Source organism: Cetobacterium sp. ZOR0034, assembly GCF_000799075.1.
Classification (GTDB): Bacteria; Fusobacteriota; Fusobacteriia; order Fusobacteriales; family Fusobacteriaceae; genus Cetobacterium_A.
This window is the reverse complement of record NZ_JTLI01000043.1, coordinates 1-22,909: the sequence shown is the minus strand read 5'-3', so window position 1 is coordinate 22,909 and position 22,909 is coordinate 1. Positions and strand designations below refer to the sequence as shown.

Annotated in this window: 18 protein-coding genes; 2 read left to right on the top strand and 16 right to left on the bottom strand. The window is 34.1% G+C overall.

Annotated elements, in window-relative coordinates; translation table 11 throughout:
• Window positions 1-29 precede the first annotated feature (29 nt).
• From L992_RS08565 to L992_RS08555, 3 genes are read right to left on the bottom strand one after another with little or no spacing between them, the layout of a single operon-like run.
• Window positions 30-875, bottom strand: coding sequence for a carbohydrate ABC transporter permease (locus L992_RS08565; RefSeq protein ID WP_047395667.1), 846 nt, complete (start codon window positions 873-875; stop codon window positions 30-32).
• 1 nt (window position 876) lies between these two features.
• Window positions 877-1,758, bottom strand: coding sequence for a carbohydrate ABC transporter permease (locus L992_RS08560; protein WP_047395664.1), 882 nt, complete (start codon window positions 1,756-1,758; stop codon window positions 877-879).
• A gap of 15 nt (window positions 1,759-1,773) precedes the next feature.
• On the bottom strand, window positions 1,774-3,153 hold the full coding sequence (locus L992_RS08555; RefSeq protein ID WP_047395661.1) for an ABC transporter substrate-binding protein: 1,380 nt from the start codon (window positions 3,151-3,153) through the stop codon (window positions 1,774-1,776).
• A 250-nt stretch (window positions 3,154-3,403) separates the two neighbouring features.
• On the opposite strand from L992_RS08555, the gene L992_RS08550 reads away from it, so the two are divergent.
• Entirely contained in the window at window positions 3,404-4,384 is a 981-nt protein-coding gene (locus L992_RS08550; protein WP_047395658.1) for a LacI family DNA-binding transcriptional regulator, read from the top strand.
• A 19-nt stretch (window positions 4,385-4,403) separates the two neighbouring features.
• Here the strand turns inward: L992_RS08550 and L992_RS08545 are convergent, their stop codons facing one another.
• From L992_RS08545 to L992_RS08495, 11 genes are all read right to left on the bottom strand, one after another.
• Window positions 4,404-5,210: a TIM barrel protein gene (locus L992_RS08545; protein WP_047395655.1), complete on the bottom strand. Its 807-nt coding sequence runs from the start codon at window positions 5,208-5,210 to the stop codon at window positions 4,404-4,406.
• A gap of 62 nt (window positions 5,211-5,272) precedes the next feature.
• Window positions 5,273-6,490, bottom strand: coding sequence for a Fic family protein (locus tag L992_RS08540; protein ID WP_047395652.1), 1,218 nt, complete (start codon window positions 6,488-6,490; stop codon window positions 5,273-5,275).
• Window positions 6,491-6,589: 99 nt separating this feature from the next.
• Complete coding sequence (locus L992_RS08535; RefSeq protein WP_047395649.1) at window positions 6,590-7,423, bottom strand: hypothetical protein; 834 nt, start codon at window positions 7,421-7,423, stop codon at window positions 6,590-6,592.
• Between the two features lie 291 nt (window positions 7,424-7,714).
• Complete coding sequence (locus tag L992_RS08530; RefSeq protein ID WP_052193951.1) at window positions 7,715-8,458, bottom strand: Fic family protein; 744 nt, start codon at window positions 8,456-8,458, stop codon at window positions 7,715-7,717.
• 409 nt (window positions 8,459-8,867) lie between these two features.
• Window positions 8,868-9,926 carry a butyrate kinase gene (buk, locus tag L992_RS08525; RefSeq protein ID WP_047383817.1) on the bottom strand — a complete coding sequence of 353 codons (1,059 nt, stop codon included), beginning with the start codon at window positions 9,924-9,926 and terminating at the stop codon, window positions 8,868-8,870.
• Between the two features lie 14 nt (window positions 9,927-9,940).
• Window positions 9,941-10,492, bottom strand: a complete 552-nt coding sequence (locus L992_RS08520) for a 2-oxoacid:acceptor oxidoreductase family protein (protein ID WP_047383818.1) — start codon at window positions 10,490-10,492, stop codon at window positions 9,941-9,943.
• On the bottom strand, window positions 10,485-11,240 hold the full coding sequence (locus L992_RS08515) for a thiamine pyrophosphate-dependent enzyme (protein ID WP_047383820.1): 756 nt from the start codon (window positions 11,238-11,240) through the stop codon (window positions 10,485-10,487). Before L992_RS08515 ends, L992_RS08520 begins: the two co-directional genes overlap by 8 nt.
• A gap of 2 nt (window positions 11,241-11,242) precedes the next feature.
• Complete coding sequence (locus tag L992_RS08510) at window positions 11,243-12,298, bottom strand: 3-methyl-2-oxobutanoate dehydrogenase subunit VorB (protein ID WP_047395645.1); 1,056 nt, start codon at window positions 12,296-12,298, stop codon at window positions 11,243-11,245.
• 11 nt (window positions 12,299-12,309) lie between these two features.
• On the bottom strand, window positions 12,310-12,510 hold the full coding sequence (locus L992_RS08505; protein ID WP_255359936.1) for a 4Fe-4S binding protein: 201 nt from the start codon (window positions 12,508-12,510) through the stop codon (window positions 12,310-12,312).
• A 27-nt stretch (window positions 12,511-12,537) separates the two neighbouring features.
• Window positions 12,538-13,440: a phosphate acyltransferase gene (locus L992_RS08500; RefSeq protein WP_047383826.1), complete on the bottom strand. Its 903-nt coding sequence runs from the start codon at window positions 13,438-13,440 to the stop codon at window positions 12,538-12,540.
• 18 nt (window positions 13,441-13,458) lie between these two features.
• On the bottom strand, window positions 13,459-14,550 hold the full coding sequence (locus L992_RS08495; protein ID WP_047395642.1) for a Glu/Leu/Phe/Val dehydrogenase: 1,092 nt from the start codon (window positions 14,548-14,550) through the stop codon (window positions 13,459-13,461).
• Window positions 14,551-14,793: 243 nt separating this feature from the next.
• Between L992_RS08495 and L992_RS08490 the strand changes: the two genes are divergently transcribed.
• Window positions 14,794-15,048: a GlsB/YeaQ/YmgE family stress response membrane protein gene (locus tag L992_RS08490; protein WP_047383829.1), complete on the top strand. Its 255-nt coding sequence runs from the start codon at window positions 14,794-14,796 to the stop codon at window positions 15,046-15,048.
• 75 nt (window positions 15,049-15,123) lie between these two features.
• On the opposite strand, the gene L992_RS08485 is transcribed toward L992_RS08490, so the two are convergent.
• Both L992_RS08485 and L992_RS08480 read right to left on the bottom strand, forming a co-directional pair.
• Window positions 15,124-20,799, bottom strand: a complete 5,676-nt coding sequence (locus L992_RS08485) for a hypothetical protein (RefSeq protein WP_047395640.1) — start codon at window positions 20,797-20,799, stop codon at window positions 15,124-15,126.
• A gap of 110 nt (window positions 20,800-20,909) precedes the next feature.
• On the bottom strand, window positions 20,910-22,334 hold the full coding sequence (locus L992_RS08480) for a sodium-dependent transporter (RefSeq protein WP_081982797.1): 1,425 nt from the start codon (window positions 22,332-22,334) through the stop codon (window positions 20,910-20,912).
• Window positions 22,335-22,909: the final 575 nt, after the last annotated feature.

The following is a 22,909-nucleotide window of genomic DNA, read 5'->3' as shown; positions in this document are numbered from 1 at the left end:
TATTATATCTTTATTTTAATCTTTTAATTTTATCCTTTTGACCCTGTTGTTGCTATTCCTTGAACAATATATTTTTGGAAAATTAGATATATAAGAATTACAGGAATAGTTGCTAGGGTTAATCCTGCCATCATATGGTTTGTAAATATATTCTCTCTATCTGCAAATATTGCACTAAGGGCAACTTGAATCGGCATCATTCTCTCTCTACTTATTACCATAACTGGCCATAAGAAATCGTTCCAAGAGGCTAAGAAAGCTAAGACTCCAGTTGTTATATATATTGGAATACTCACTGGAACTACAATTCTAAAAAATATTTGAACTGACGACAATCCATCAATTTTTCCAGCTTCAATAAGTTCTGTTGGAAACTTTAAAAAATATTGTCTATACAAAAATATACTCATAACACTCGCCGAAAAAGGTAGTATAACTCCTGGAATAGTATTTACTAATCCCAATCTATTTACTATCAGATACATCGGTAGTATAGTAGCTTCTGTAGGAACAATAATAAGTCCAACAATAGCTATCATAAATATCTTTTTAAAAGGCAACTTCATTTTAGCTAAAGCATAACCAGCTAATGAATTAATAACCAAACTTGAAGCTACTGTTATAACAGAATAAAATAAACTATTTAACATATTTCTAAAGATATTGTATGAACCCAATAACTCTGTATAAGGTTTAATCGTAAAGTTTTTAATACTCGGAAAAAAAGCTCTCAGCGATGTCATATCTGAGTATATCTGCTGTTCAGTTTTAAATGATGAGGATATCATCCAGAATAAAGGAAGTATAAAAAGTAAAGATAAACTCAATACAAATGCATGAAACCCTATTTTTTTTAAACTCAATCTACTTTTCATCTTAATCCTCCTCATGTATAAACTTTTTAAATATTAATGATAGTATAACTAACATCACTACAAAGACTATCGTTACTGCACTTGAATATCCGGTATTTCTATGTCTAAATCCATATTCATATATATATTGTAAAATCGTCATAGTTGCATTGTCTGGTCCACCACCTGTCATAACCATAGGTTGAACAATAAGTTTGAAGGCTCCGATTATTGTTGTAACAACTAAAAATACAGTTATAGGCTTTAAACATGGCAATGTCACATATATAAAACTTTGGAATCTATTTGCTCCATCTATTTTTGCAGCTTCATACAGTTCATTTGGAATATTTTTTAAACCAGAAAGGAATATAAGCATCTGGTATCCACATCCTGACCAAGCCGAAATAAACGCTATTGTTGGCATGGCTTGAGTCACACTATGAAGAAATGGCTGTTTTTCGAATCCTAAAAGTTCTAAAAATTGATTCAATAATCCTGAATTTGGATTTAGTAAGATACTCCATAAAATTGAGATTACAACAAGTGATAACACAGCTGGTGAGAAAAATGCAAGCTTTGAAATTACACTTCCTTTAAACTTTTTATTGATTATTAAAGCAAATCCCAAAGCCATCGAAAGTTGTAATGGAACAACTAAAACCACAAATAAAGTTGTATTTATAAAACTTTTAAACATTATTGGATCCTCTAGCATATATTTAAAGTTATCTAAGCCTATAAACTGCTTAGCATGAGGTCTTAATAGATGATAATCTGTAAATCCATATGAAAATGCTATCAGCATAGGACCTATTACAAATAATGAAATCAATATAATTGCAGGTGTTAGAAACCCTAATCCCGCTATACTCTCTTTATCTATTTTTTTTAGAATTCGCATCTCACTTCCCCTTTTCTACTTTTTATATTTTCTAGCCTCTCTATCTATTTTTGTAACAGCTTCATCTGTATATTTTTTTATAGTTTCAAAATCCGCAGTTTTCTCTCTTGCTATCTTTGAAATTATATCTTTTGCAAAAGTTTCAGATATATATGGATAGATCGGTGATGCTGGTCTAGCTTTATTTGTATTTTTAATTTCATTTTTTAAAGCTGTCCACGCTTCATTGAAATTTGGATTTGATGTATTTGTATCAATTATATCTATCATAGCTGTTCTTACAGGAATAGAGTTATTTGCATCATAGTAAACTTTTACTGAATCATCATTTGTTAGCCACTCTAATGCTTCTAAAACCTCTTTTGTTTTAGTATCACTATCTTTTAATGCACCGTTTACAACAAACGACCAACTTCCTGAAGGTGTATAATTTCCTGTAAAATCTTTTGATAATTTAGGATATTTCAACGCTCTATATTTTAACTCTGGGTAGTTATTTGTTAAATCTGGAATATACCAAGACCCTGCAACTGCTAAAGCAGCTTTTCCATTATGAAAGGCTTTTTCTGACTCTACTATCCCACCTAAATCATCTCTGAAAAACTTTCCAAATACCTGTAACGCCTCAACTGTTTTAGGATTATTTAAATATCCATCCGTAGTAAGACCATCTTCTGAAACTACATTTGAGTTATTTGTCCAAATAATTGGTGCAAGGTAATACATCGCTATCTCGTATCCACCTTTAACTATATCTCCTAATGCAAAGCTAACTGGAAGTTCTATTTTTCTTACCACTTCAGTATCTTTAAATTCTGGATTTGATTTTAAATCTTTAACTGCTGAAGAGACTTTATAGAAATCATCCCACGTCCAATCCGCTTCTGGTGACATTGGAATTATTGCTTTAACATCTTGAGGTAGCATATTTATTATCTCTTCATTATATAAAATGATAACTCCTGAATCTTGGTATCCTATTCCATAAAGTTTATGATCTATAGTTCCTTGCTCTTGAATAGCTTTTGTAAATCCTGATAAAAACTCTTTATTCATAGAGTTATCAAGTTGCTTTACTACACCTGCTGTTGCGTAAGAGGCTATATCTGGGCCATCTAATGTGAAGATATCAGGCATATCCGAAGCTGTTATTGCAGCATTCAATTTATCCATATATCCAGACCCTGCACCCGCTCTTGTAAAGTTTTGAATCTTTATAGGTAATTTGTCTGGAAAATTTTTATTGTACTCATCAGCTCTCGTTTGAAACATTCTTCCCTCTGGGTGTTCAGGTGATGCGTGAGTCCACACTGTAACCTCTTTATTTTTACTTTCTTTTTCACCACAACTCATAATCAATAAACTCATTGCTCCTAATAAAATTAATTTTTTCATAATTTTCTCCTTTATTAAACTTTTGTTTATTCTATATTTTTGATTGTTTGAAAAAATTTTCAAATTTATGAAAACGTTTTATTGAGATGAGTATAATATTTTTCAGAGAAAAAGTCAATTGTTTTTATTGTTTTTTCTTCTAATTTTAATCTTTTGAAACTGTTTAAGAACATTGTTATCAAAAATATTGATTTTTTTTTATTATAATGTATAATAGTTTATATGAAAACGTTCTCTAAAAGGAGTATATATGAAAGTAACAATGAAATTAGTCGCTGAAAAAGCTGGTGTCTCTCTTTCAACAGTTTCTAGAGTGTTAAACACTCCTGAAAGTGTTGATGATGAAAAAGTAAAAGTAGTTAGAAAATGGATCAAAGAACTAAACTACCAACCGAATCTAGCTGCGCAATCTCTAAAAAAAAGTAGCTCTTTTTTAATAGGAGTTTCAATTCCAAATTTAACAAATCCATATTTTATAGAGATTTTAGATTACTTGGAGAAAATAGCTACTGAAAAAGGATATAATCTTATTTTACACAACTCTCAAGGTAATCCTGAGACTGAGTTTGAAAATATAAATAACTTTATCAGAAGAAATGTTGACGGAATAATATTAGTTGCTAACTCTGTTGAAAATATAAAATATCTTAAAAATAGAAATATACCACATATAACTTTAACTAATCAATTTCCAGATACAAATAGTATCTCTACTAATCATAGATATGGTGGTGAGCTTGTTGCAAAACACTTTATCGAACAGGGAAGAATTAATCTAGCGTATATAGGGCCTGAAAATGATGAGAAGTATATTGGATTTCAAAGTGAGTTATACGAAAAGGGATTTGGAGTAGATGAAAATATGTGTATCTTCATGCCTAATACACCACTTTCAAATTTTGAAATAAAGAACTATATCAAGAAATTCTTAGGTACTTTATCTAAATATCCAGATGGATTTTTTACAACAAATGATACTGTAGCATACGAACTAGTTAAAGAGCTTGAAGCTCGTGATATAAATATACCAAAAGATACTATGATTGCAAGCTTTGATAATACAATTTTATCTCAGATTTTAAAAATTACAAGTGTAAATCAACCGATTCAAGAGATTGTCGAAAAGGGGTTTGAGATTCTTTTAAATCAAATATCAGAAGAGAGATTCTATCATTTTGGAAACTTTGAAATTTTACCATCTCTTGTTATACGAAGATCCACTATAAAATAATTTTAAAAAAAGACCAGAATTAATTTTTCTGGTCTTTTTCTAACTTTTCTAATGCTAATTCCTTCTTTTTCGCTTCAACCTCTACGTCGAAATCTTGGAAGAGCCATTCAAACCTCTGAACATCCTCTTCTGATATATAATCAGCATGAGATTTATCATCCTCAGACTCTTTTCCAGAAGAGATATGAGCGAGAGGCTTTCTATCTTTCCAGGTCGCCTTTACTCTTTCTGTATCATACTCTTCACTTTTGGTAACCCTTGCGTGATGAACATCTAAAACCATCGGAATTTCTATCTTCTCACAAAGTTCTAAAACCTCATTCACCTTGTAATTGTGACAGTTCTCTAAAACTAAAATACTTTTTGTGTAATCATCTAAGGTTTTAAAAGTCTCGATAAACTTTTGGATTCCATCTTTTTTTCCAATATGTAAAACTAAATCACTTATTCCTGCTAACTTTGCAAAATCGGTTTGATTCTTCAAAATTTTCAAAGAGTTTTTTATCACACTTTCCGAATCACTATTTAAAACCACAAACTGATCTGGATGTATGATTAACCGAATCTTTGAACTCTGTTTTTTTATCTCTTTTAACTTTTTCAAAATCTCTTCATCTTTATTCCACTCCCAGCAGTCAGGATAAGGAATCACCGACGATGACACTCTGTATATGTAGCCTTTAAGTCTACAAAACCTTATCGTTTCTAAAGTATAATCAAGATTAAAAAGTGTAGCCTCTCTAACCTTTTCGAGATTGAAAGCCTTCAAAGATGCCACTCCTTTTTTCATCCCTTTTCCATCTAACATACAAACTAAGCCTAGCATTTCACCACCATCCTTTAGCAGTTTATACTAGGCTTACCCTTTAAATCTTTTCTATAATTTTCTTATTCAAACTCACCTTTCAAGAATTCACTCAAACTATGTTGAGAAGGTCTCTTAGATATCTGTTGAAGATAATTTTTATCTACTAACGAATCTAGATGTTTTTTTAGAGTCAATTTACTTTTTATTGGTAAATACTCTAAAATTTCAGAATCTTTCATATGAGATCTCTCTGCAAAAATATAACCTTGAACATATATTGATAAAATCTCACTTTCTATCTCTGTTAAACTACAATCTTTTATATACTGAAATGCAAATTCTAACTTCACTATATTTTGATTTAGCATCTCTATTATACTTTCTTGACCTTTCAAAATAAATTCCAACATACCTTTTACAAAAAATGTTACTTCTCCACAATTTCTAGGATTTGAAACATCTAAAAACAGCTTTGAATATCCATCTTTATCAGAAAATATTGCATACGAAAGAGAAAGTGCTGTAAAAACATCAGTTTTTCTTGCCAAATACATCGAAAATAGCAATCTTCCAAAACGTCCATTCCCATCGTAAAACGGATGAATATACTCTAAATAATAGTGAGCTATCGACGCTTTTACAAGACTTTGAATATCATTTTTATTCATAAATTTAACCAAATCTGTAATATGAGATATAATCATCTCTTCAGAAGTATCTCCTATATGAACGGTCTTCAATCCATTGCTTATATGGATTCGTCCTTTTCTAAACAACTTCCCATCCAATCTATTTTCGGGATTTTCCAAAATATCCTGAGAAAATATATATTCATACAAATCTTTAATCTCTTCTGGAGAGTCTATTCTCTCAATATTATTTTCTATTATTTGATTATATTTATTTATAATTCCAGAAAGTCTAGTTTTCTTTTTCGAATCCATACTTTCATAGACATCTTTCTTAGTAGTTCTTACTCCCTCTATTCCATTTGTTTTTATGATTTCATTAACCATAATCTCTCTGATACAAGAAACTCTTGCTATCATCGGTAAGTTTATAGACAATCTTTGAATCTCTGCACTCTGTCTATATATCTTCTCTTCTAAAAGTAATATATCCCCTATCGGTAAATAAAATAGATTAAACTTTTGATCCATAACTCTTTTTTCTTTTGAAATAGGAAAAATCTCTAATTCTGTTTTATATGCACATGGATTAGCTAATCTTTTTTCCAACTCTTCTGTTATATTTTGTTTTTTATAATATAACTTCAATAACTCTTCATACTTAGTCATATAAATCACCTTTTTTTTATTTTATAAATGATTATATCACATCTAAAGTATAAAAACATCAGTTTTTATACTTTAGATACTACTTGTAAAATTTATAAACTAAAATCTATACCCTAAATCTATAGCTAAAGTCTCTCTATCTCCAAATGAATAATCCACTAAAACTGTAAAACTATCATTTATTACTGTGAAAACTCCAACTGATGGTGTTAAATCCTCTAGCTCCATCTGAAATTGGTAATTTACTCCTTCTAAACCAGGAATTGGTCCTGATAATGAACTGTCTGTTTTTTGATAAGCTGCACCTACATATGGCGTTACCGAATACCCTTTATTACGGTAAACTACATAACCAAGTCTTCCTGCTGCTACCTCGGCACTCTTAGCTGCTACATCTCCATCCATCTCTATTCTTGTATATGTATACTGTAGTGATGAGAAAATTCTATTATATTCTCCCGCTATTAAAGCCCCTCCACCATACAACTTTCCTTCTGACTTGTATTCGATACTTTGTGGAACATATTCCGCTATTCCATCTCCAACCGCTCCTAAAATACCATCAATTACTGGTCTACCTGTGCTATCAAAATTAACATTAGCTCTTCCCAAATTAAATTTTGCTGTAGCCTCTAATTTTCCACCTATAGCATATAGATTTAAAAACGGTAACACAAAATAATCTACTTTAACTATTTGAACATCCGCATCCATCTTCAAATCTTCTGGCTCTAAAAAATCTACATTTGCGTTTAGTTTTTCTGTTATCTTTATCCCTGAAACACTAGCCTCTGTCAAGTTTCCTTTCTCAGTCTGCTTAACACCCATAACCGACACACCCCAACGGTTCATAGGATATGGAATCCCTCTCCAACTATCCTGCCCTAATACCAATTGTGGTAGTAAAAATAATAACCCCGTAACTCTTTTCATCTCTTCTCCCAGTATTTTTTTCTTAAAAAAAGCTAGGTGAGTGAGGCACCTAGCTAGTGATTACTTAGTATCCTTTTTTAGCAAGTAGTAAAAAAAGGGCAATAACGATTATAATTCTTTGCATTTAACGACTACACCCCCTTTCTAGGGTAAGTAACCACTGATACTAATTATATCATAACTACAAAAAATAGAAAAGAGCTAGTTTCTCACTCCTAGCTCTTTCCCATACAATGTAGTCATTAACATTGAATTATAATCGTTTATGTATTAATTATACTACTCTTTCTTCTAAAAATCAAATTTTTGTAAAAATCTTTTTATAACCTCTTTATAGTTATCCTGCATAGCTAAACAAGTCTCTTCTAAAAACCCCTTTTCCTCTTCATACTTAGATAATCCCCTGTAATAAAAGGCCTTGAAACTATCCTCAATTATAAATGGAACTACATTATTTCTTAAGCACTCTTTAAACATAATAGCCCTTCCAACTCTACCATTTCCATCTTGGAACGGATGAATCTTTTCAAATCTATAATGAAACTCTATAATATCTTTCAACTTTATCTCATCTATAGAGTTATAGTTAATCAAAAGCTTTCTCATCTCTTTTCCCACATCTTTTGGCTTAGTTGTCTCCTGCCCACCAACCTCATTTGGCAAAGTTTTATACTCTCCTACATTAAACCAATCTTTTCTTGAATCCTCTGTTCCTGATTTCAAAATTCTGTGATAATCTTTTATTAAATCTTCACTTAAAATATGGTCTACTCTATCTAATAAAGCATCAAAAAGACCAAAGTGGTTAGCTGTTTCAACTACATCATCTACATTTTGAGAATTTCCATTGGGTATGAGTGTATTTGTTTCAAAAATAAATCTTGTTTCATCCTCACTCAACCTACTTCCCTCTATTCTATTCGTATTATATGCAAATTTTATCTGCGTAAAATGATAAAGATTGCCTTTTAACTTCATATCTTTTTGTTCTTTCAATATTTGAGCTAATGTTTTCTCTTTCTTTTGACTTAACATATTAAAGACTTCATCTAAATTTTTATCTAAATACTGTGATAATTTTATTAGATTTTCAACTCTCATACTCTCTGGTTTTTCAATTGCTGTAACTAAGGTTGAGTATGGAATCCCCGTTTCTTTTGATACTTTGAGCAACGAAACTCCTTTTTCTTTTAAATATTCTCTAAAATTCATAAAACCACCTCAGCTACATTTTATCAAAATATCGTTAACTTTTCAAATATTAACGATATTTCGTTAATAAATTAAAAAAGAGAAAGGTCTCGGTTTCCTCTCTCTTTTTATAGTGTATCCACTTTTTCTAATCGTTAATTGAATTATAAACCTTTCTTAGACAAAAATCAACTAAAAAATAAAAAAGAGCTTGGCTCCCGTAGGATTACCAAGCTCAATCTACCTATTCAATTCAAATATACTCCTTCACATCCTCAATACCATTTAAAACTCTAGCTCCACCATCATATAGCGACTGCATCTCAAACTCTCCCGGAACACGTACAACTTCAGCTATAAAAGCCACCCGTTTCGTTATCTCCTCACAGATATAATCCGAATACGCCATTCCACCAGTTAAAATAATAGCATCGACACATCCCTCTGCAACAGCAGCAAGACCTCCTATCTCCTTAGCTATCTGATAACACATCGCATCTATAATTTTTTTAGCTTTTTCATCTCCACTTAAAACCCTGTCCATAACCTCTTTCACATTGTTAGTTCCTAGGTACGCAGAGATTCCACCATCCCCTTTTAGCCGTCGCAGTAAAAACTCCTTTGAGTGTTTACCAGCATAATACAGTTTAAAAAAATCTCCGATTGGTAGAGTCCCAGCACGCTCTGGAGTGAAGGGCCCATCTCCATCCAAAGCGTTATTCACATCTACGACCTCTCCATTTTTATGAAGCCCAACCGAAATTCCACCACCCATATGTACAGCTATAAAGGTATTGCTATTGTAATCGATCCCCATCTTCTTACAATAATTTTTTAGCACACCCTTTTGGTTTAAAGCGTGGAATACCGATCGACGAACCAGCTCAGGCATTCCTGACACCTTAGCTAGTTCACTCATCTCATCCACAACCACAGGGTCCACTATATACGATGGTATTTTAAACTCATCCGCTATCTTTTTAGCTAAAATACCACCTAAATTCGAAGCGTGCTTTCCATAAAACTCACTTCGTAAATCATCTATCATTTTTTCATTCACAGAATACGTTCCACTCTTTAGCGGTTTTAAAAGTCCACCCCTTCCAACAACCGCCTCTAAGCTCTCCCACTCTATCGGTAACTCTCTAATCAAAGAGTATCTATACTCCAACTCACCCTCGTAATCCAAAGTTTTCAAAAAACTACTCTCATGGTGTAACTCACGTTTTAACTTCTCAACTCCATTCCTAAAATATGCAATTTTCGTTGATGTCGATCCTGGATTGATAACTAAGATATTAAACTCTCTCATATTTCCTCTTCTCCCTAGTAGTTATTTTTTATATACTCTCTTCCAACCTGAAGAGCCTTTTCATTTATAGGTAAAAGATCAGCTTTTCTCTCTCCAAAAATCTTTAAAAACCCATGTAACACACTTTCATCTTTCAAACTCTTCGATATCTCTAAATACGCTCCTAACATAACCATATTAGCTACTTTTAAATTTGCACACTGCTCATGAGCTAAATCATTTGCTGGTATTTTATATATTTTTATATCCTCTCTATCACTCTCCTCTTTCACAAGAGATGAGTTCACCAAAAGAGTTCCATTTTCTAAAAGTGAGTCCTGAAACTTTTTCAGCGAGGGTAGATTCATAGCTATAAGAACTGTTGCGTTATTTGTTATAACTGGTGACCCGATGGGTTCATCTGAAAGTATCACCGAGCAGTTAGCTGTTCCCCCTCTCATCTCGGGTCCATAAGATGGTAACCATGAAACCTCTTTATTCTCTATCATTCCCGAGTATGCAAGAATCTGTCCCATCGACATAACCCCTTGCCCTCCAAAGCCTGAACATATTATGAAATCATCCATTTTTCCCCTCCTCACTTCTATCTTTGAAAACTCCTAGTGGGAATACATTCATCACACCATCCTTTAGCCATTTCAATGAATCTGCGGGTGTTTGTCCCCAGTTCGTTGGGCATGTCGATAGTATCTCAATCATAGAGAACCCTTTTCCTTCTAGTTGTAGTTGAAAGGCTTTCTTTATAGCTTTTTTTGTTTTTCTTATATTCACAGGGTCATGAACCGAGCATCTTTCAATGTAGTAACTTCCACTCAAAGTCGATAACATCTCAGACATATGCACTGGATACCCTTGAACCTCTGGGTCTCTTCCACTTTGGGATGTCGTTGTCTTCTGGTTTATTAGAGTTGTCGGTGCCATCTGACCACCTGTCATTCCATACGTTGTGTTATTTATAAAAATAGTTACGAACTTCTCTCCTCTAGCTGCTGCATGAACAATCTCTGCCGCTCCGATACTTGCTAAATCCCCATCCCCTTGATATGTGAATACAACTTTATCAGGCAACACTCTTTTGATTCCCGAAGCAACTGCTGGTGCTCTTCCATGAGAAGCCTCATGCATATCTGTGTTGAAATATTTGTAAGCTAAAACAGCACAACCAACCGGTGCTACTCCAACTGTATCCCCTATCACTCCTAGCTCCTCTAAAGTTTCAGCTACCAACTTATGAACAATTCCATGTGTACACCCAGGGCAATAGTGGGTAGGTACATCTGTCAATCCTGCACTTCTTTTATAGATACTTTCCATACTTACCTCCCCATTATCTCTTTCACTTTTTTAATTATATCCTCTGGAGTTGGAACCATTCCACCCGTTCTACCATAAAAATGAACTGGCTTTCGTCCCTCGTTTCCAAGCCGAACGTCCTCTATCATCTGCCCCATACTCATCTCAACCACAAGGATGTTTTTCACTCTCTCACTCAGATTTTTTACATCCTCATAAGGGAAAGGCCAAACCGTTATAGGTCGTATAAGCCCAGCTTTTATTCCATCTTTTTCCAAGCTCTTAATAACATTCTTAGCTATACGAGCCGTTGTTCCATAAGCTACTAAAACTATCTCGGCATCCTCTAAGCCTATAGTTTCCGACATCACCTCATTCTCTTTTATGGCGTCAAACTTTCTAAACAGTTTCTCACAGTGTAACTCTAACTCCTCTGGCTTTAAGTAAAGTGAGTTTATAATATTTGGAGTACGTTCGCCCTTTGTTGTCGTTGTCGCCCAGCTCTTATCAAACTCCTTTCTCTCTGGGTTTTCATTTAACTCCACAGGCTCCATAACTTGACCAATCATCCCATCGACTAACAGCATAACTGGAGTTCTATATTGATCAGCTACGTCGAACCCTTTTCCTATTAAATCGACAGCTTCTTGGACAGTTGCCGGAGCATAAACAGGCATGTAGTAGTCACCATTTCCTCCTCCACGAGTGGCTTGGAAATAATCAGCTTGAGATGGTTGAATCCCTCCTAATCCAGGTCCACCCCTTGTCACATTTATAACCACGCAAGGTAGCTCAGCTCCAGCTATATACGATAGCCCCTCCTGCTTTAACGCCATCCCTGGAGATGAAGATGAGGTCATAACTCTAGCTCCACATCCCGCTGCACCATAAACCATATTTATAGCCGAAACCTCAGACTCAGCTTGTATAAAAGATCCACCAACCTTTGGAAGCTCCCTTGACATATACTCAGGAATCTCATTTTGTGGTGTTATCGGGTATCCGAAGAAAAATCTGCAACCAGCATTTATAGCTGCTGCACTCATCGCTTCATTCCCTTTCATTAGCTTTTTTGCCATAAAACTCCTCCTTAAATCTTATCTATACTTATAACTGAATCTGGGCACATCATAGCACAGTTCGTGCAACCAACACATTTCTCCTCATCTGTTACATGCGACACATTGTATCCCTTAGAGTTCATCTCATCCATATTCAGATGCACAATTTTCATTGGGCAGAACAGGGTGCAAAGCCCACACCCTTTACACCGCTCTTTATTAAAACTCACCTTAAATTTAGCCAAAACCGACACCTCCTAAATAACTGATGCTAACACTATTGATAAAAACTTACTCTCTTCACTGTCAGCTCTTGATGTTATAACAATTGGAATTTTTGCTCCAACTAAAATCCCCGCTGTTTCACTTTTCGTTAAGTAACATAAGCTCTTGTAAAATATATTTCCAGCTTCTATATTTGGCATTATAAGTATATCCGCATCCCCTTGAATCTTTCCAGCTATACCTTTAATCTCCGCCGATCTCTTCGATAAAGCATTATCTAAGGCAAGTGGTCCCTCAACTATAAATCTTTCATCCTCTGCTAATTTTTTTGTAATAGCATGGGCATCCAATGTCGCTATCATCTTTTTTGATACGCTTTCCTTTGCTGCTAACAGAGCTATCTTAGGTGTTCTTAGATGTAAAGCACTCCATACCGAATAGCAGTTCTCTATTATTTTCATCTTAGCCTCTGCATCTGGAAGTATATTCATAGCTGCATCTCCAAAAGCTATAACTCTATCTATTGCGTCTAGCTCTGCCACTGTCACATGAGAGAAAAATATATCCCCGTTCTCAGATTTTGATAGCTCCTCTTTTCTGTTCAAAATAGCTTTCAATATAATTGATGTATCAACTAGACCCTTTACCAAAAAATCTCCCGCTCCACTCAAAATACTTTGGACAGCTATCTCGCTACATCTCTCCTTTCCATCTCCATGAACAATTTGAAAATCATCCAAGTTAGCTCCATTTTTCAATAGATGTTTAACAATCTCCTCTCTATCACCTATTAAAATCGGTGAGGTGATTATGTCCTCTCTTTTAGCTCTAAGAATCGCCTTCAAAAGTTCATCCTCATGAGCACAAACAACAACTGGAACTCTTTTTATATGAGTCTCTTTACATCTTTCTAATAGTTCAGAAAAAAAATTCATATGACCTCCAAATCCTTTTTATCTTTTCACATAGCTCGGTTTCATATTTTTGACACTTTTTATTCTCTCTTCAGCAAACTGCATAGCTGCTATATTTACAGGTATATCCTCTGTTTTAGCTATCTCAAAAATCTGTAACAACCTGTCATATATAGCTTTTACATCCGCTGTTGCTGCATCTTTATTGTAACCTTTTAGCTCATGATAAACATTGATTAGTCCTCCACCGTTTGCAACGAAATCTGGTGCGTATAAAATACCCTTCTCTTTCAATTGAGCTCCATGCTCTTCACCTTTCAATACATTGTTAGATGTTCCTGCAACTATTGAACACTTCAGTTGTGCTATAGTCTCATCATTTATAACTCCACCTAAAGCACAAGGTGAGAATACATCTACGTCTAAACCATATATCTCCTCGGGTTTAACAAACTCTACCTCTGGATGCTCTTTTTTCATTCTTTCAATATACGTTTCATTTATCTCTGTGAAGTAGATTTTTTTTGCTTTGTCACCATGCTCGTTATCACCTAAAAGATATTTAATTAAGTAGTAACCTGTCTGTCCTGCTCCTTGAACCGAGAATGTTTTTCCTGCTATAGTTGGATCTCCAAATTTCACTTTTAAAGCTGCTCTTATTGAATATAATGCCCCCAGAGCTGTGAACGGTGATGGATTTCCACTTTTTCCATGTAACCCAACAACATGATCGGTCTCCATAGCCACAAATCCCATATCCGATGTACTCGTATTTACATCCTCAGCTGTTATATATCTTCCATTTAAACTTTGAACAAATCTTCCTAACTCTCTAAAATATGCTTCACTTTTTACTTTTTTTGGATCTCCTATTAAAACTGTTTTTCCTCCACCTAAGTTCAGCCCAGCAACAGCTGCCTTATATGTCATTCCCCTAGATAATCTGATAACATCTAACAGAGCCTCCTCCTCTGTTTTATAGTTCCAAAGTCTTGTACCCCCTAAAGCTGGTCCTAAATCCGTGTTATGAATAGCAGTTATACCTTTTAAGCCTGTATTTTTATCGTAGAAATATACTACCTGCTCATGATCAAACTCTTCCATAAATTCAAACGTCTTTAATTTCTTCATAAAAAAATCCCTCCTTTAGTCTAAAACAATTCCAAAAGTGATTAAAACATATTTTTTTCGAAGCCTTTCCTTAATATCTCTATATACTACACGACTGAATAAAAAGTCAAATTTTTTTGAATAGTTTTTTAGAAAATACCATTTCTGTGGTAATCTCTTACTATTAAAAAGGAAAAAAGGAAATGAGAAATTTTTTTAGAATATTAGAGCAGAATGAATTATTTTTTATAGGAGATGAGACTTATGGGAATTTTTACATGGATTATCCTTGGAATTCTTGCTGGTGCTCTTGCTAAATGGATAATGCCCGGAGAACAAGGTGGCGGAATTTTAGCGACTATGGTTTTAGGAATTGTTGGTGCCTTTGTTGGTGGTTATCTTGGTAAACTTATTGGAATAGGTTCTGTTCAAGGATTAAACTTTGGTAGCATTTTTACTGCTGCTGCAGGTGCTTTGGTTGTTTTATTTATCTACTCAAAGATAAATACTAAAAAATAGCTTTATCAAAAATTACAAATAAAAAGAGAGACTATCCTCCCAAAGTCTCTCTTTTTATTTTCTTTTTTTTTAATTCTACATACTTCCTATTATATTTAAAAACCAACCTGAGGTTTTATAGTCCTCCTCTCCTAATGAATCCTTGAATCCAGAGAAGTTATATCCCCCTCCAAGTTTCATATTTTTATCCAGATTCTTATAAATACCAAAGATTGCACCATTCAGAACATCCTCATTTGCACGGTCTAAAAGCCATTGATACTGACCATAAACTTCCCAACTATTCATAACCGTATAGTTAGCCTTGAACCCTAGCATATAAAGATCGTTCAGATAGGTATTTTTCTCTCGTCTATATCCATTTTTCATAGATAGATCAAGTCTTCTTGTGGGTGAGTAAACTGTTTCAAACTCAGCTATATAAGCACTGAAATCCTTTGTAGCTTTTGTATCCTTATCTAAAATCATCGTATATCTAGATAGATAGTTCAATCTATCGTTATAGATTGGTCTATATGCTAAACCTACACTGCTCTCGAGATATCTATTCTCATAGCTATCATCTGTGAATGAGTAGTTCAGTTTTCCAGCGAAAGTATACTCCTTACTGTATCTATAGGTAAATGAGTTTGTAGTAAGATACTGCTCAATCTCCTCATCCCCTCTCTCTGAACGATACTCCACACGATTTTTCAAAGTTAGCCTCTCAGATTCAGATCTCAAATATAGTGAGATTCCACGACGGTCACTCTTCTCATCATTTGGTAAAATTACCTCACCATATTGGATAGCTCCTCCAATTGTAACCCCACGTCTTAAATCATAATCAATTCCATATCCTTGAAGAGATGCCTCTTTTCCACGCTCTTTTATAAATTGATTCTCTTGATAAAGGCTTGTACGCTCTCCAACTCTTGCTCTTTGTCCAACTGTATATCTATCTCGACTTATCTCTCCATCCGAACTATATCCCGAATATATATTGTAGTTATCATAAAGTTGATAATCTCCTCCCAACTCGAAATAGTTTCCAGACTCGCCAAAAGAGGTACGACCATTCACTTTAAATCTATCGTTGACTCTTTTTTCAGCTCCGAGCGAGATAGCGTTACTGATTCCAGCTTTAATCTCACTATATATCTTTGTGCTTTCATTTAAAATATACTCTAACTTTGCACTACTGACAGTTCCACTTTCACGTTCCTCGCCCCACTTCATCTCATCGACATATTGAAACTTGAGGTAGCTTTTCAATCTTTCTGAATGAGTATAAGCTAATTCTCCTCCAAAGGTTTGATAAAATCTATCCTCTAAATCTGAAGCGAAAGAGTAACCCCGCTCTTTTCTCTCATACCAAGCTTTGAATTCAGCTTCCTCTAAAAGTTTTACAGCTCCTGTGATACGATAAGCGTTTCCAGTTATCTTATCATCATCTCGTCCGACGCTTTGAAACGTCAATCCACCATCAAAAGATAGATGGTTATTTATATTTGAAACACCCTCACTCTGACTGAACTCTCCTTTTATATAGTTACCTTTTTCATCGTGAAGTTTTATCTCTACACCTTTCAAATCGTAACTCTCTTTTCCACGACTCTCATGGATAGCTGTCACTCCAACTTGAACATTTTCATTTATATCCTTTACAGTTTTAACTCCATAGTTTGAAGAGTCTGAAATCTCTCCATCCTTTGGAAGGTAGCTATAATCTGCAACAAGGTAAGCGTAGTAATCAGTCGAACTTCCACCGCTTAAAGGTGTTGTCAAGATAACTCTTCCAATAAATGGATCTATCTCATAGTCACGTCCCTCTTGAAGATATATAATCTTTTCTACAACATAGGTGTCAGCATCCACAACTTTTATCCAAATCTTTTGGCTACCTTTTAATATATCTCCATTTTTTAGGAAATATAAACTACCACCAGTTCCTAAAAACTCATCATGACCATACATCGTATTTGGGGTACTCGCAAAAACTTTGACATTTATATCATCCTCTTTATACTCACCCTTAAATCCGTATAGCTCTTTGTTATAATCCATAAAACGTGTTCCTGTAAAACCTGTTTCATACGTTCCCCAAAGTAAGCTTGAATCTTTATGTTCAAACTTTAGGTAGATTTTTCCCTTTGTGTTAACCTCTTTTCTGATTTTAGAATCATCGCCATAAGTTGGATAGTAAACATAATCATCGTCAGTAACTCTCTCTAAAAGGGTCTGATTTTTTCTATCCTTTGTATCAAAATGCAAAGTTAGCTTATAGTCCCCATAGCTCGCCTTTCCAAAATATGTTGCCCTTGGAGTATCACTATCTTTTCCAACATAGGCATCTACAAAACCTGTCCCAGAATAGTTTAACTTTATATCACTCGAATCCGCTTCAATCTCCTCTGTGAATTTTTCAACCTCTTCAACTTTTTCAGGGGTTTGAACTATAAAGTTAAATTTTGTCAAAGAGTATGGTGTGATTCTTTTTATCATCGGATTTTCACTTTTTACAACGCTTCCAGATGGAAGGCTATTCTCATCCAATTTCAAAAGAAAATTCTCTCCAAAAGTTTTATCTACCCACTGATCCGGCAGATGAAACCGCCCCTCATCATCAGCTTGAACAACTATTCCTGCTGGTGTATAAACAACAGCATATGGAATCCCTCTATCTGTTTTTTCATCCACAACTTTTCCTATAATTGTTGCTGTATTCAGTAAAGAATCCCCTTTTACCTCTACACTTGTTTCACCTATATTTGAGATTTTATTATTTCTTCTTGTAACCGAACTTTGAAAACTATTTTTTCCTACACTCGCTCCAACAGTTGCTTTCATATAGAAAGTCTTACTATATTTCTGGTCTGGTGCTAAAGAAAATTTTTCAAACTCCTCCTCTAGATGTCTAAAACCCCTTGGTGTTATATTTTTTAAAGAAAGATTTTCATAGGTTTGGTTATCTCGATTTTCAACATTCACAGTAAAACCCACAACCTCACCTATCTTTATCTCGCTCTTTGTCGATGTCAACTTCACACGAATCCCCTGCTCAACTCTCTCCTCCTCTGAATACTCAGAGATTGGTTTTAGAAATATCGTTTGATCATCAGTTGTACCACCTGCAACCTTAGCCTTACTCTCTATAACTCCGATAGCATCTTTGTCTATATCCGCCTCTATCAAAAACTGTATCCATACTCCTGGACCTATATCTACCTTTGTGTTTAAATCCTCTCGACCTGAAACCTCATTTTTCAAGTATGTATACTGTTTAAATCTCGAAGATTCATCACGTGGTCCTAGATATGTCACCTTCCAGTTAGAGAAAGCTCTACCATAACGCTTTCCCTCTTTTTCAGTTGTAACCTCTGACAGTAAATCCTCTATTGGAATATATCGTCCATATCCATCACCAGTATTTTTGATAGTAAGCATATATTTCAATTTATCTCCGGGTTTATAAACTCCATTCTCTGGTTCTAAAAGTGTCTTTTCACCTTTTATAGAACCACTCACACTGCTCAATCCCTCAGATGTTTTGCTACTACCGTTCACCTTGAATACCAGCCCACTCAAACTTCCAAGAGCCTTATCAGATACTATAGCTGAAATCTGAAATACAATACTACTCTTTGGAGCAAAATCTATATTTTTTCGTATGTGATTTATATTGTCTCCCATCTCAGATGTTATAACCGTTCTTGGATCGCTACTCTGTATAGAGATATCTATATTTTCTAAAACCTTCTCTTTTACATCCGAGCCTGCAACTAAAGCCTTCACATCCTCAAGATTACTCTCTACAAAAATATCACTTAGAAATCCCTCTCCAATATTTTTTAGGTGAATCTCATATGTCACCATATCTCCAGGTTTATACTTTAAAGTTCCATTCATTAGCTTTCCATTCACACTCTTTAAAGTGTTTGTAAACTCAACTTTTCCCGGAAGAGCGGTCACTTCACTCTTTTTCACCACTTCACCATAAGTTGAATCCACCTGTATACTCTCAAAAATACTGTTTTTAGTTACCCCTTTAAAGACATATTTGAACTCCTCACCGGGGTATATAACTGGTAAACGCTCTATCTCTTCAACATTTCTAAATGGGTTTACATCTCTATTTTTAAGTCCAGACTGTTTTACCTTTGCCTCAGCTATACCCAATTTGTAAGGAATCCCATAGGCTGTTCCAAGTCCTTCATTTTTCAGAGTGACACTGTATTCGATAGTTTCTCCAGGTTTGTAGCTCTCTTTCGAAACTGAAAACGAGTGTGATACCTCACTTTTCAACATCTTCGATTCTATATCTCCTTTTACAATATCTCCTACAGCCTCTCTACTTACCTTTCCTAAAACCCTATATTCTACATATCCTCCTGGTAGTAAACGAGCTCCCTCTCCTCTTTCTAAAGAACTTTTCGTATCGGTACTTATAAATGCAAAAATCTGATCTCCACTGTGAGATTTTGTTTTAATCTCATCTATATTGGGGTCTAAGTCGTAATCTTTCAAAATCCCTTTTCCTTTGTTCTCTATTCTGAAAAGATACTCTATATATCCCCCCGGTGTGTAGCCCTCTAATTTTTTCTTACCCGTTTTATCCAAATATCTCTCAACTTTTTGAACTACATTTGCTTCAGGTGAATATGATTTTATTTTATTACTGTATGTATGACTATTAATCAAAACATCCAAATATATATCTCCAACTAGAAATTCAGATATAGTGACAGAGTATTTTTTTACAACTCTCTTTCCCGCTCCAATGTTTACCTTTTCATTTATATCTTGGGCATTGAAAAAAGCTGGTGACATCTCTTCATTCCAATCTCGAGCCTCACTCTTTTTCATTAGAGCTTGAATTGAAGTATCTTTTGAATTTCCTAAACCACTATTCTCTATCTCTATCTCGTAGGTATAAAGTCTTCCCGGAGAATAGTTCGAAGAGTTCAAAAACTTAGCTTTTATATTAGCAGGTGGACTTTTTATTTTTAAATCTTTGTATACCACATCTCCTAAAACACCTTCGTTCACACGCCCTTTAATCTCATAAATCAATCTCTCACCATTTTTTATATCCACACCTGTACCCGAGGTTTTTTGATTCGTTTTAATCTCAATATCTTTTAAAAATGGTTCATCTTTTCCACTCAAAGTTGGAACTAAAATATCCTGTATATGTTCATCTATAACATAGTTATTCAGATATCCCGGTCCATCTGGTTCTACTATCAATCTATAAGTTAGATAGTCTCCTAAAGAGTAGGTTTCAGAATCCACCTCTCTTTTTATCTTTGGTTTTGAACCTAAAACCTCATTTTCATATCGTAATTTTTCAGATATCTGTTCGCCTTCGTAGATTGTAACCTCATTTTTTAAAACCTGATGAAGAAGCTTTTTATCTGGTTTTGCAATAATCCTATACCTTATGACCTCATTTGGATGCAACTCTGAAATTATTTCATCTAAGCTATCTCTATACCCACTGCTGATTTTTTCATCCTCTTTATATATCTCCCAAGATGTGAAAGCAGCCCCCTCTATATCTAAAAAGTTTTCACCGTTATTGGCTAAAACTCCTTTTACCTCATTTAAATCATTTTTTATTTTAACATCCCTTTTAATGTTCTTACTGTAGTTTTCAATAACTATATCGTAAGTGAACTCTTTTAAAGGGTCTATATCCTTAGCATAAAGAGCCTCTAGTAGAGCTATTAAGATTATTGAAATTTTAAATAAAAATAGTAGTTTTCTCATACTCTGCTCCTTCTTGTTTAGTATACTTAGTATAACATTTTTGTAAGAAAAAATAAAAAAAAGATGTAGCTAAACTACATCTTTTAATAGAAAAACTATTCTCTTTTCTTTTAGGCTGCTGATTTCGATCTCTTTTTATTCTCTAATACATCGAATAAAACTTGTAGCATAAAGATTGCTATCAACGAGTAGTTTATACCTTTTCCAGCCACTCCGATTGCTCCAAGTAAAATTAATGATAACAGTTGAATTCCTAAGTATTTAACTCCAATCATCCAAGCTGAGAACAGTGGGAATGAAATCTCTCCATTGTTTGTAATCTCATTTTTAAGATCCTCTTTATCCCAAACAAATCCAATGAATACACAAAGCAGTAACCCTCCAACTGGAAGTAAAATATTATCTGTTAAGTATCCTAAGAAATCAAAGAAGTTCATTCCAAAGAATACATTTAATTCCGCCATTGGTCCAAACGAGTGTGAGTTTGGAATTGCAAATCCTGCTATTAAAGCACTTACTAAAACTGTAGCTTTCTTTCTATCTAACTTCATTTGATCCACAACAAACGATACTACAACCTCTAATAAAGAGATAGTTGATGTAAGTGCAGCAAATAAAACTAGTAGGAAGAATATAATTCCAAAGATATTACCAAAAGGCATTGAAGCAAATACTTTTGGTAAAGTTATAAAGATTAATCCTGGTCCAGCTGTTGGCTCTAAACCGAATGAGAAAACTGCTGGTAGGATGGCAAGTCCTGCTAATAAAGCAATCAGTGTATCTAGCACTGGGATACAGAACGCACTTTTTACAAGGTTCGTATCCTTAGGTAAGTAACTACCATAAGTTATCATGGCACCCATACCTAAACTTAGTGAGAAAAATACCTGTCCTAAAGCTGCAATTACAACTGAAGGAGTTATCTGTGAGAAATCAGGCTTAAGGAAATATTTAATTCCTTCCATGGCATTTGGAAGAGTTACTGATCTTGCTACAATAACTAACATAAATATAAACAACACAGGCATCATTATTTTACTTGCTTTTTCAATTCCACCAGATACACCTTTTAAAACAATTAATGCCGTTACAATTACTACAATGAAGCTATATATTATAGGTGAAGTTCCAGACGAAATAAAGTTTCCGAATGTCGTCACTGGATCCTCTGTTAATCCCCCTCTAATAAACATACCGATATATTTTACAATCCACCCAGCGATAACTACATAGTACGAGTAGATAATGAAACAACATAAAATTCCAAATATTCCTACGAATCCCCAACCTTTTTTAATATTGTTATATGAACCAAAGGCATCTGATTTTCCTCTTCTACCTATAGCCATCTCTCCTAGCATTAAAGAGAATCCTAATATTACTATTAGTGATAGATAAACTAGCACAAACGCTCCTCCACCATTCTTTCCTGCTAAGTAAGGAAACTTCCATAAATTTCCAAGTCCTATAGCTGATCCTGCAGCTGCTAATACAAATCCTACACTTGATCCCCAATTACCTCTTTCGTTACTCATAATTATCACCGTCCTTTTTGAAAATTAATTTTTATTTTTAAGAATAATAACACATAAAAAAATAAAATACAACAGTTTTTTTACTAAAATTTAGTACTTTTGTTCTGTGTAAAAGAACTTTAATAAAATAAAATACTTTAGTACTAAAAATAAAGACATTTTAACTGTCTTTTTACAGTTGACACTTTGCACAATTCTGTAGTATACTATCACTAATAAAACGGAGCCTAAGGCCGATGGCGAAGATGTTTGTAATATATGAAGTGTTGTGAAGCTGCCATAACAATACGCTAACTTAAACTTATTTTTGAGAATTTAAGTATTTAGCTATTTAGGCATACCCTTCGGTATGCCTTTTATTTTTTGAAATATATTACTTTTTTTTAGGCGTACATAATTTTTTAGGAGGAAATTTACAATGAAGAAAAAAATCAGAATACCTGATACCTATGTCATTATCTTTTTCGTAGTTATTTTCGCTGCTATACTGACGTATCTTATACCAGTTGGAAGCTTTACTATGGAAAAAATTCAATATGCTACTGAAGCTGGTATGAAAACTAGAACAGTTCCTG